Source organism: Clostridium chromiireducens, assembly GCF_002029255.1.
Taxonomy (GTDB): Bacteria; Bacillota; Clostridia; order Clostridiales; family Clostridiaceae; genus Clostridium; species Clostridium chromiireducens.
The window spans coordinates 70888-83723 of record NZ_MZGT01000002.1; the positions used below are offsets into that span (position 1 = coordinate 70888).

General features: G+C 30.6%; 4 protein-coding genes. All 4 read left to right on the plus strand.

Annotation, left to right across the window (positions count from 1 at the left end; genetic code table 11):
- The first annotated feature begins 60 nt into the window (after window positions 1-60).
- A complete protein-coding gene (locus CLCHR_RS00920; protein ID WP_079437779.1) occupies window positions 61-3030 on the plus strand; it encodes a GH36-type glycosyl hydrolase domain-containing protein in 2970 nt (989 codons plus the stop codon).
- 142 nt (window positions 3031-3172) lie between these two features.
- Entirely contained in the window at window positions 3173-6331 is a 3159-nt protein-coding gene (locus tag CLCHR_RS00925) for a hypothetical protein (RefSeq protein ID WP_079437780.1), read from the plus strand.
- A gap of 45 nt (window positions 6332-6376) precedes the next feature.
- Window positions 6377-9079 (plus strand): GH36-type glycosyl hydrolase domain-containing protein, encoded by a 2703-nt coding sequence (locus CLCHR_RS00930; RefSeq protein WP_079437781.1) that lies wholly within the window; start codon window positions 6377-6379, stop codon window positions 9077-9079.
- Window positions 9080-9323: 244 nt separating this feature from the next.
- Window positions 9324-12710, plus strand: a complete 3387-nt coding sequence (locus CLCHR_RS00935; protein ID WP_079437782.1) for a carbohydrate binding domain-containing protein — start codon at window positions 9324-9326, stop codon at window positions 12708-12710.
- Window positions 12711-12836 lie beyond the last annotated feature (126 nt).

The window sequence follows — 12836 nt, forward strand, 5'->3', positions numbered from 1 at the left end:
CAAGAATGAAAGAAATATTTTTACTGCATTTTTTGCATAAGGAAAGGAATGGTTATAATAATGAAAGAAGTTGTAGCTAGAAAAGTTAAACAGTCTGCAGAGCAGAGCTTAAGAGAAATATTTAATGAAAGGATTGAAAAGCAAGCTGTTATAGATGGTATATTCTATGATAGTACATATAAGAAGGCAGTGGGCGTTGCTAATTTACCAATTAAAATTCCTGTTACCTTAGAAATGTTTAAGAGTCGAGAAATAGCTGTACTGTTAGATAGAATTTTAGAAGAAAATGAATTTGTAATCATTAGACTTACTAAAAATATAGATGATACTACTTTATTAGCATGTAACAAGGGATTAATTACTGAAATGACCTTAGACCTTGAGGTTAGCAATAAGATAAACAGTATATTACAAAAGATAACCTATGGTGTGGGAACTATAAATGAAGATGGAGAGCACGAAATAGATTTATTAGCTCCAGCTCCAGGACCACATTTTTACACAAATTTATTGTTAGGAAATAGAATTAAGTTTTCTCATCCATTACAAACTACTCCAAAGAGCGTAGTAGATAAGCTAGGAAGAGGAAGCTTTAGATCTCATGCCGCTACTCAAGTATTAGCTACAAGATGGGATATGCTTCAAGAGGAAAATGGTTTTCCTGCAAGCCGTCAGTTTTATTTGGTGGAAGATGGAAAGCAAATATTTTATTCAGCAAATGTCACTGATGAAAATATAGAATCTGGTAAATGTATTCATTCTCAAAATCACACTAAGATTATTTATAAGACTAAGTGCGGATTAGAGGTTGAAAGATTAATATTCTTACTTCCTCAAGAAGAGAACATGCCTATAGCTGTTGAGGCGCAACAAATTAAAATAAAGAATAATACAAATAGAATAAGGAATATTAAAATCGTTTATACAGGTATGTTTGGAAGTGCTGCTCCGGGTGCATTGATGGAAGATGTTTTATACAGTAATGTAATTATGCAGGCAAAGGTATTGGTTGATGATGAAGGATCTGTAATGGCTATATCTTCAGATTATTATCCAATGTATACAAGTGGCGACTACAGATTTCATACTATGATTACCCATACTGAAAAAGGATCTATACTTCCTAAGGAGTTTTGTACAAGTTATAGTGAATTCGTGGGAAGTGGTTCGTTGGAAAGACCGGAAGGGTTATACAAACTTAGCAGCAATTTAAATAGAAAAGGACCAGGTTTCTTTGCTGTTAGCAGTCAGATTACAATACAACCGTTAGCTGAAATTTCTATTGATAATTTAACTGGATTAGTTTCAACTAAGACAAATGATAATTTTGATGGAAATACCTTTAAAACTGAGGTACAAAATCTAATTATTAAGTATAGCAATGAAAAAGAGATTCAAAATGCGTTTAATAAAAGTATTAACCTTATTAATGAATACAGCAGTTATCTGCAAGTTATTTCAGGGGACAAGCAATTTGATACTTATGTTAACAAGAATCTACCTTTTCAAGTGCTGTATCAAACCTTTGTATCACGTTCTTTTGACCAAACACAAAAGGGTTACAGAGAAATTGGATTTAGAGAAATTCAAGACATTTATGCATCTATGTACTATTTTATAGGAATGGGTGAAAAAGAGCTTGCAAAAAATTTGATAAAGGAATGGGCTGAAAAGGTATTTGAATTTGGTTATGCTTACCATAACTTTTTCTGGGTTGGTAAAGAACCAGGAAAATGGTCTGATGATGGATTGTGGTTAATTCAGGCTGTATATAGATATATAAATATTACTGGTGATACTGCATTCCTAGATGAAGAGTTAAGTATAGGAGGAAGCAATCCAATAAAGAAAAGAAGCTTATATGATACCATTAAAGCTATTTTAAGATATTCAGGAGAGATTTCAATAGGAAAACATGGAATACCTCTACTTGATTTTGCAGATTGGAATGACTGTCTAAAGCTTGACACTGATTTTATTAATGGTGTTGAAAAAGAGAGAAGATACAAGGAACAGATAGCTAGAACCGGAAGAGATGGAGAGCCATTTGAAAGTGATTATTCTGAAAGTGTTATGAATGGATTCCTATTAAAGGTTGCTATGGACGAAATGATTGAAATTGGAAAGCAGAAAGAAGATACATTATATTTAAGTAACCTTGAGAAGGCTTCTAATAAACTTTATGATAATCTGCAACAATATGCTTGGAAGGATGATTTCTTTGCAAGGGTTTTATTTAATAGATACAAAAATGGAGAGTTCACTTATCTTGGTGCTAAAGGAGATAAACTTTCAGCAGATCCAAATAAAGATGGCACATATTTCTTAAATTCGTTTAGTTGGGCAATTTTATCTAATTCTGCGACAGAAGAACAAATTAAAATAATGCTTGAATCTATAGAGACTCATTTAAAAACTCCTTATGGATTAAAGCTTATTAGTCCAACAGATTTAGAGAAGGTTGCAACTGGAACTGCAACAGGAGAATATTTCCCAGGGGATAGAGAAAATGGGGGAATATTTAAGCATGCTACAATGATGGCTACTAGTGCTATGCTAAAAGCTGCTAAGATGGTTGAAAGTGATGAATTAGCAAGAAAGCTAACTAGTACAGCATATTGGATGATAAATCTAGTTTTACCTTACAACACAATGAAACATCCATATGAAACATGTGGAAATCCAAGATTCTGTACTCAATATAACAATAGTGATACAGGTGAAAATATAGGACCTACACTTAGTGGTACTTCTACTTGGCTTACACTATCATTATTTGATGCATTTGGTGTTGAATACACAGCAAGAGGTATTGAGATAAATCCAATACTTGCGGAAGAACAAGAATCACTAAACTTGATTCTTAAAACTGGTAAGGCTAGCTATAATATTATGATTTCAAAACCTGAAGGTTTTTATAGAATGAAAGATTCTTTATATTCTATAAAAGTTGATGGTGAAAAAATTGAAGGTAATATTCTAAAGAATTTTGAAGATGGTAAAGAGCATAATGTAGAGATAATCTTCTAAATATAAGCAGTGCTAAGGTGTGAAAAGTAAAAGTTTTTCGTGGACTTAAATACTACTAATTACCACCTTAGCAGTAACTATTGGAACTAAATTGATTATCAAAGAAAGATGGAAGTATGACCTGTAGATAAGAGGTGTTTTTATGAAGGAAAAAAATGAAATTAAGAAGGATTATATAGATGAACTAGGATTTTATGTTATAGAAGATTATGATAAAAAAGCTCCTTTTGCTAGTTTTTTATCAGGTATTGCGGGTGTAGAAGGAATACCTATGTGGTCATTTTACGTTAATAGAGGACAAGCGATAAGCAGCATTGGAATAAGGGATAAAAGTAATTGTATAATGGAGTTTTTTCCAGCTAATGAAGCTTATAAAATGGTGTACAGTAACGGATTTAGAACTTTTATAAAGCTTAGAAATAATGAAGAGGAATTTATTTTTGAACCATTTTCTATGACTATAAATGAGAATATAAAAAGAATAATAAAAATAAAGAATAATGAATTAAGATTAGTTGAAATAAATAGCGAATTAAATTTAAATATTGAAATAACCTACTTTACAATTCCGAACGAAGATTTTTCAGCACTCGGAAGAAAAGTAGAAGTTGTAAATACATCTAATGTGAAAATAGAAATAGAAATATTAGATGGATTATCTGCTATATTACCATATGGATCTGATAATGCAACATACAAAGGAATCGGAAATACGTTAAGAAGTTACATGCAGGGAGAAATTAAAGAAGATGGGACTGCTATGTATAAGTTAAGATCTTCTACTGAAGACACAGCTCAAATGGGCACAGTAGAAAATAGTTATTTTTATGTAGCCTTTGATGAAAATGAAGATATATTAAATCCAATAGTTGATTCGGAGAATATATTTGGATATGATACATCTTTAAAAGAACCATTAGAATTTAAAAATAATACTATTGGAGAATTACTGAAGGCTAATAATATTTCTTATAATAAAGTTCCTTGTGCATTTACAGGAAAAGCAATGCGCTTAGAAGGAAATAATACAACCTGCATATATAGTTATATAGGATATATGAATAATAGTGATGATGTTAAGAAATCATTGAAGAAAATATGCAATAAAAGTTATTTCGATATGAAAATAATTGAAAGTAATGGACTAATAGATAATATTAGCAACCATGTGGATACTAAAACTGCATATCCACTATTTGATGATTATATCAAACAATGTTATATAGATAATGTTTTAAGAGGCGGATATCCATTAGAGTTTGGGAATAGAGATAAAAAGATATATTATGTATATTCTAGAAAACATGGAGATTTAGAAAGAGACTATAACTTCTTTAGTATAGAACCTAATTTCTATTCTCAAGGAAATGGAAACTTTAGAGATGTAAATCAAAATAGAAGAATGGATGTATATATTCACTCATTTACAGGAGCAGAAAATATTAAATTATTTAGTGATTTGATACAGCTCGATGGTTATAATCCTTTAGTCATTAAAGGAAAGAAATTCTATGTAGAGGAAAACAAAAAAGAAAATATATCTAATTTAGTTAGTGTATATGAAAATGAAGAATTGGTAAAAACTTTAGTTAATAAATTCACTATAGGGGAATTGTATTCTTCATTAAGAAATATAAACGGAATCGAAAGTAAAAAAATCAATGAAATCATGAACGATATTATAGAAATGTGTAGTGAAACTGTAGAGATAGACTTTGGTGAAGGCTTCTGGAGTGACCACTGGACTTATAATCTTGATTTAATAGAAGAGTATTTAGACGTTTATCCGGACAAGATAAAAGAATTACTAATTAAGGATGAAAGTTATAAATTTTATAATTCTCCAGAGTACGTTTTACCTAGAAAAGATAAATATACTATTGAAAATGGAAAAGTTAGACAATATTTAGCTTTAGCAAAAAAGGAGAATATATGTCATAACTGGATCGTTGATAGCAATGGTAATTTATATAAAACAAATTTATTTGCAAAGTTATTAGTTCTTGCAGGAATAAAATTTATGACTTTAGATCCTATGGGATTTGGAATAGAGATGGAAGCTGGAAAACCAGGTTGGAATGACGCTATGAATGGACTTCCAGGATTGCTAGGATCAAATTTTTCAGAAACAGCAGAGTTAAAAAGATTATTGCTATTTATAAAGGAAAATTTAGATGTTGTAGAAGATTCAATAAAATTGCCAGAAGAATTTTATAAAGTCATATGTGAAGTAGAAGAAATTCTTTCGTTAAATTTAAATGAGGAATTAAGTCAATTAGAATATTGGGACAAAGTTTCAACAATAAGAGAAGAGTACAGGGAAAAAATACAATATTCAATAAGTGGAAATAATTTGGATTTAGAAGTAACAGTTATTGAAAGTATAATTAATAAAATGCTTTCTAAGATTGATTTAGGAATTGAGAAAGCAAAGAAAATGAATGAAGGTAAGATTCCTACATTTATGTATTATGACGTAAGTAAATATGAAATAGACAATGACAAAGTAATAAAACCATTAGAGTTTAAAATTAATTTCTTACCATTATTTTTAGAAGGACCTACCAGATATTTTAAGACAAAATTAGATTATGTTGAAAAGCATGAATTATATAAATCTATTAAGGAAAGTAATGTTTATGATAAAAAATTAAACATGTACAAAACTTCAGAATCCTTGGAAGATATATCGTTTGAAATAGGAAGAGCAAGAAGTTTTACAGCTGGTTGGCTTGAAAGAGAATCAATATTTATGCACATGGAATTTAAATATATTTTAGAATTAATAAAAAATGGATTATACGAAGAATTCTTTGATGATATAAGAACAGCAATGCCACCGTTTATGAATCCAGAAGTATATGGAAGAAGTATACTAGAAAATTCATCGTTTATTGCAAGTAGCAGCAATCCGGATGAAAGAACTCATGGAAGAGGTTTTGTAGCAAGATTAAGTGGGACGACTGTAGAAATGTTAAATATTTGGAAAATGATGATGGTTGGAGAAAAGCTATTTGCATATGAAGATGGAATTCTAAAATTTAAATTAAATCCTATTTTAACAAAAGATTTCTTTAAAGATAGTAAGTTGATTACTACAATTTTAGGTAATATAAAACTTGTCTATATAAATACAAATAACAAAAATACTTTTGGGCATGAAAAAGGAATAATAGGAGAAATTACTTTAGTTGATGCAAACAATAATATAAGTAAATTTGAAGGAAATGAAATATGTGGAGAATTTGCTGAGAAAATTAGAAATGGTAAAATAGCAGAAATTCAAGTTACTATTTTATAATCAAGTAGCAAAATAATTAATATAATATAAAGGCGGTTTTACAATATGGCAAATTGTGAATTTTTAAATAATAAGGGAACTTTTAAACTAAAAAATCCGGAGAATAATAGCTATATGTATTTTCCAATTGCAAATGAGGCAGGAGTTATGTCTAGTATAACGCCAACTTTAAATGGCGATTGTAAAATGAATCAAAACACATTTTTACTTGCTCCAGTAAGCAGTGAAGAACTTCATAATAATAAATCTTCAAGAAATTTTTGGGTATATATAGATGGATTAGGAGCATGGTCAGCAACAGGAGTTTCAGCAGCTCAACAAGCAGAAGCTTTTAGTGAGGATAAAGAAGAAACTGAATTAGAAGCTGGAATCATGTGGCATAAAATAGCTAGAGAATCAAAGAAATACAACATAAAAAGTGAGATAGTATCATTTGTACCTTCTACTGATGACAAAATAGAATTGATGAAAGTAACGATTACTAACACAAGTAATGAAGCTAAAAAAGTAACTGCAACTGCAGCGATACCATTATATTGTCGTTCAGCAGATAATCTTAGAGATCATAGACATGTAACTTCTCTTTTAAATAGGATAGAAACTATAGATGATGGAATTATAGTGAATCCTACATTGACATTTGATGAAAGAGGACATAAGAAAAATACTGTTGTTTATGGAGTAGTTGCAGCAACAGGTGATGGAGAAAAGCCAGTAAGTTTCTGTCCAATAGTAGAAGAATATATTGGAGAAGGTGGATCTTTTGAAATTCCAAAGAGCATTTTATTAAATGAAGAATTCAAGGTTAAGGCTAATGCTAAGCTAGAAGGCTATGAAGCAATTGGCGCTATACGTTTTGAAGATGCAATAATTGAAGCAAATGAATCTAAAACATTTATTGTAGCAATAGGATTTGGAGATTCTAAATCTGATTTTAATAGTATTGCTGAAAGCCATTTGAAAGAAATCGCTTTTGATAAGCTTCTTGAGGAAACTAAAGCATATTGGGATAAAAAAATTAATATTTCATATGAAACAGAGGATAAACAATTTGATAATTGGATGTATTGGGTTAATTTCCAACCAATGCTTAGAAGGATTTATGGCTGTTCATTCTTGCCACATCATGATTACGGTAAGGGCGGAAGAGGCTGGAGAGATTTATGGCAAGATTGCTTAGCCTTATTAGCAATGGATCCAAGTGGAGTTCGTGGCATGCTTTTAGATAATTTTGGTGGAGTTCGTTTTGATGGAACTAATGCTACAATTATTGGAACAAAACAGGGTGAGTTTATTGCAGATAGAAATAATATAACACGTGTTTGGATGGATCATGGAGCATGGCCATTCTTAACTACTAAACTTTATATAGAACAAACTGGAGATATAGAATTTCTTTTAGAGAAACAAAGTTATTTTAAAGATCTACAAGTTGAAAGAGGAACAGAAAAAGATACTTTATGGGACTTAAGCCAAGGAAATAAAATTCTTGCAGAAAATTTAGAAGAATACAAAGGAACAATTTTAGAACATCTTTTAGTGCAACATTTAACAGCATTTTATGATGTTGGTGAGCACAATAATTTAAAGTTACATGGTGCTGACTGGAATGATGCTCTTGATATGGCAGACGAAAAAGGTGAAAGTGTTGCATTTAGTTCACTTTACGGAGGAAATCTTGCAGATATTGCAGAGTTATTAAAGTATTTAAGGGATGTAAAAAATGTAAAAAATATAGATTTAGCTGAAGAATTACAAGTACTTTTAACTGGTAATAATGAAGTTTATGATAACGTAGAAGAAAAACAAAATATATTAAAAGATTATTGCAATAAGTGTAGACATAATATCAAAGGAAAAGTTGTTAATGTAGATTGTGATAAGCTAATCGCAAATGTTGAAGGAAAAGCAAATTGGCTTAAAGAACACATTCAAAAGAATGAGTGGATTACGAACAAAGAAGGATACAGTTGGTATAATGGCTATTATGATAATAATGCAAGACGCGTTGAAGGAGATGGAGAGTCAGGAACTCGTATGATGCTTACCGGACAAGTATTTACTATTATGAGCAAAACTGCAACAGTAGAGCAAGTTGAAAGTATTATTAAAGCATCAGATAATTATCTTTATGATAACGCTGTTGGTGGTTATAGACTAAATACTAATTTTAATGAAATAAAAACCGATTTAGGAAGAATGTTTGGTTTTGCTTATGGACACAAAGAAAATGGAGCTGTATTTAGTCATATGGCTATTATGTATGCTAATGCACTTTATCAAAGAGGTTTTGCATTCGAAGGATTTAAAGTTATTGATACTCTTTATAATCACTGTAATAACTTTGATATTAGTAGAATATACCCAGGTGTGCCTGAGTATATAAATGAAAAAGGAAGAGGAATGTATAACTATTTAACTGGTTCAGCAAGCTGGTTAATACTTACTGTATTAACTGAGATGTTTGGTGTAAAAGGTGAAATGGGTAACTTAGCATTTGAACCTAAAATTTTATTAAAGCAATTTGATGTTGAAAATAAAGCTGCTATTGAAATGAACTTTGCAGAAAGAAAGCTTAAGATTGAATATATAAATGAAGGTAAAAAAGAATATGGTGATTATAGAGTAAAGGAAATTTATATAAATGGTGAAGAATATAAATTTAGCGAACAACCTGTTATTGATAGAAATGTAATAACTTCACTTGATGAAAATATTAAACATACAATAAAAGTTGTTCTTAAATAAGATAAAGATGGTGAAAAGTGAATAATTAATGATGAATGATTAAGGAAGAAAAGCCTGTGGCTTTTCAAAATAATAATCGATTTAAAGATATTCCGAAGGAATATCCTCCTTAATCATTCATTATTCATCATTAATTAAACGTGTCGCAGACATTTGTGTTCATTTAAAACTAGCACAACGCGTATGAATAATAGCTAAAAGTAAAAATTTGTAAACGGTTGATTAACAAGGAGGATGTTTATTAATGAAAAGTGTAAAATTAAAGAAAATTATAGCTGGAGCAATTGCAGCTAGTATGATACCAGTAATGCTTCAAAGTGGAGTAAATGCGGAATGGAAACAATCGTCAGATAATGGCAGTTGGAGTTATGTAGATGATAGTGGAGTAGCTACAAATTGGAAGTTAATAGATGGAATTTGGTATAATTTTGATTCGTCAGGAGCAATGAGAACTGGTTGGATAAATGATAATGGAACATGGTACTTTGCAGATACATCAGGAGCAATGAAAACAGGCTGGGTAAATGACAAAGGTACTTGGTATTTTACAGATGCATCAGGAGCAATGAAAACGGGTTGGGTAAATGATAAAGGTACTTGGTATTTTACAGATACATCAGGAGCAATGCAAACGGGAGTAGTTGAAGTTAATGGAAAAGTATATTCACTTGCATCGTCAGGAGCAATGCAAACTGGTAAAGTCATAATAGACAATAAGGAATATAACTTTAGTAATAGTGGAGAGGCTTTGGGAGAAATACCACAGGCTGTTAAAGCTTTTGATAACAAAGGTGTTGGTGTTACGAAACAAGCCGATAAGCCGGCAACGACTGAGACTTTGCCAAGTAGTACACCATCTAAAAATTCATCATCAAGTAACTCATCATCAGGAAATTCGTCGTCTGGAAATTCGGGGTCAAATTCCGGGAATTCTGGAAATAATGGAAATGAAAATCCAGAACAAAACAAATGGAAGCTTGCATGGCAAGAAGATTTTAATGGAAATGAATTAAATCAAAATAATTGGAGTTCCGAAAAACATGATCCAGGTTGGGTTAATAATGAATTACAAGAATATACTGACTCTAAGGAAAATATTTTTGTTAAGGATGGAAATTTAGTTCTTAAGGCTATAAAAACTCAAAAGGACGGTAAGGATTACTATACTTCTGGAAAGATAAATACCAAAGATAAAAAAACATTTAAATATGGAAAATTTGAAGTAAGAGCAAAAGCTCCAAAGGGACAAGGGTTATGGCCTGCATTATGGATGATGCCTAATGATGAAAGTTTATATGGGCAATGGCCAAAATGTGGTGAAATTGACATGATGGAAGTATTGGGAAATGAACCTAATAAAGTATATGGAACAATACATTATGGAGATCCACATGAACAAAAACAAGGTACGTATGTACTAGATAAGGGTACATTTGCAGATGATTATCACACATATGGAATTGAATGGGTCCCAGGAGAAATTAGATGGTATATTGATGGAAAATTATATTATACAGCTAATGACTGGTTTACAGCGGTTGAAGGTGGAGATGAAGTAACTTTTCCAGCACCATTTGATCAAGAATTTTATATGCAATTTAACTTAGCTGTAGGCGGAAGCTGGCCAGGAAATCCTGATGAAACTACAGATTTTGATAATGCAGAGTTTAAAGTTGATTATATAAAGGCATATCAATTAGATAGTTATGATGAAAATGTTAAAAAGCCTGAAGCAGAAAAAGTTATCCTAAGAGATCCTGATAAAAATGGGAACTATATAATAAATGGAGATTTTTCGAAAGATGATGGAAGCTGGAAATTTCTTACGGCTCTTAATGGTACAGGAAATAGTAATATTGCCAATAATAAAATGACAATTAGCACTGAAAATGCAGGAACAGCAGAATATTCAATACAATTAGTACAACCAGGAGTACCATTAAAAGAAGGCGGTAAATATAGAGTTACATTTGATGCTAAAGCAAATGAAGATAGAACTATGATTGCGGATGTTTCAGGACCAGATAGATCATATGTAAGATATTTTAACGATACTAAGGTGGATTTAACAACTAATGTTAAGACTTACTCATATGAATTTACTATGGAGAAAAAAGATGATGCCAATGGTAGATTAGAGTTTAACTTAGGTAATCAAGGATCTTTAGCAGATGTTGAATTAAGTAATGTTAAGATTGAAAAAATTGGACAAATTGAAAAAGATGAAAATGAATCAAAGAAAATTATGCCTGATGGAAACTATGTAAATAATGGTACTTTTGATGTTGGTGAAGATCGTATGAAGTACTGGGAAGTTAAATCAAAATCTACGAATACACAAATTAATGTAGCAAACATTAATAATTCAAGAGAATTAAAAGTAGATGTAAAAGATAATAATTCATTATTAGAAGATGTAGTAGTTAAACAAACTAATCTTGCATTAACAAAAAATGATAATTATGCACTTTATTTTGATGCATATGCAGATAAAGATAAGACTATAAAAGCTTATATTAATGGTGAAGAGTTTAGTGCTGATCTTACTAATAATAAGAAAACTTTCAAATTTGAATTTGCAACAGGAGAAGAATTAAGTAGCAAGGATTTAGAATTATTATTAGGTGGACAAGGCATAACATACATTGATAATGTAAGAATTGAAGAAAATTCACTTATAAGAAATGGTGCTTTTGATACTGGTTTAATGGGATGGGATGTATTTGTAGATGGAAATATGAAGAGTGCAGTTTCATATGGAGTTGATAGTTTAAAGGAAAAAAATGCAGTTCAATTAGAAATCGCTGATACTGGAGATGCTGATTGGAAGATTCAATTAAAACAAAATAATGTTAAATTAGAAGAAGGTCAAAAGTATAGATTAAGCTTTGATGCTAAGAGTACAATTGATAGAGATATTATGTATGCAATCCAAAGAGATGGAAGTAAAGATAATAATTGGGATCCTTATTCAGGATCAAAAGTTATAGAAGTAGGTAACGATCTTGAAACATATACTAATGAATTTGAAATGAAGAAGCCTACTGATGAAAATGCAATATTTACAATATCAATGGGAGCTGTAAATGGAACACAAATTAAAGATAAGCATACTGTTACAGTAGATAATGTTAAATTAGAAAAAATCAATGAATTCACTATTTCGCCAGAAAATAATGATAATCTTATTATCAATGGAGATTTTAGTTCAGAATTTAGCAATTGGGGATTTAATATTCCAGTTACAACTCCAGCTGCAGCAACATTTAGTATAACGAATGATGCAGATAAAGCAGCAGCTATCGATGTTAGAGACGTAGGATCAAACCCTTGGGATGTAATGTTGTTTGGTAATGATCTTGTAGATTTGTCGAAAGACGTTAATTATGTTTTAGAATTTGATGCTTGGGCAGAAGAAGCTAGAGATATAGAGGCTAAAATTGAAGAAAATGTAGCTTATCATGCATATGCATCAGAAACAGTAGCACTTGATGGTACTAAGAAACATGTAACTATAAGATTCACAATGCCTAAAGATGATGCTGCTCAACTAAAATTCTGTCTTGGTAACACAAGCAATCCTAAACCAACAAAAGTATATATTGATAATGTTTCACTTAAAGCAGAATAAGTTTTAATGTAAAGTAATATGAAAAGCATGCAGCTATTAATTTAGCTGCATCTTTTATTTTTGATGATAATTTAATAAATAAAACTAGACAAAGATAAAGTTACAAATTCTATTAGAAACGAATAA

What these genes read in the sequence shown, in the direction of transcription:
- CLCHR_RS00920 (WP_079437779.1), top strand. Translation starts at nt 61, where the DNA reads ATGAAAGAAGTTGTAGCTAGAAAAGTTAAACAGTCTGCAGAGCAGAGC.
- CLCHR_RS00925 (WP_079437780.1), top strand. Translation starts at nt 3,173, where the DNA reads ATGAAGGAAAAAAATGAAATTAAGAAGGATTATATAGATGAACTAGGA.
- CLCHR_RS00930 (WP_079437781.1), top strand. Translation starts at nt 6,377, where the DNA reads ATGGCAAATTGTGAATTTTTAAATAATAAGGGAACTTTTAAACTAAAA.
- CLCHR_RS00935 (WP_079437782.1), top strand. Translation starts at nt 9,324, where the DNA reads ATGAAAAGTGTAAAATTAAAGAAAATTATAGCTGGAGCAATTGCAGCT.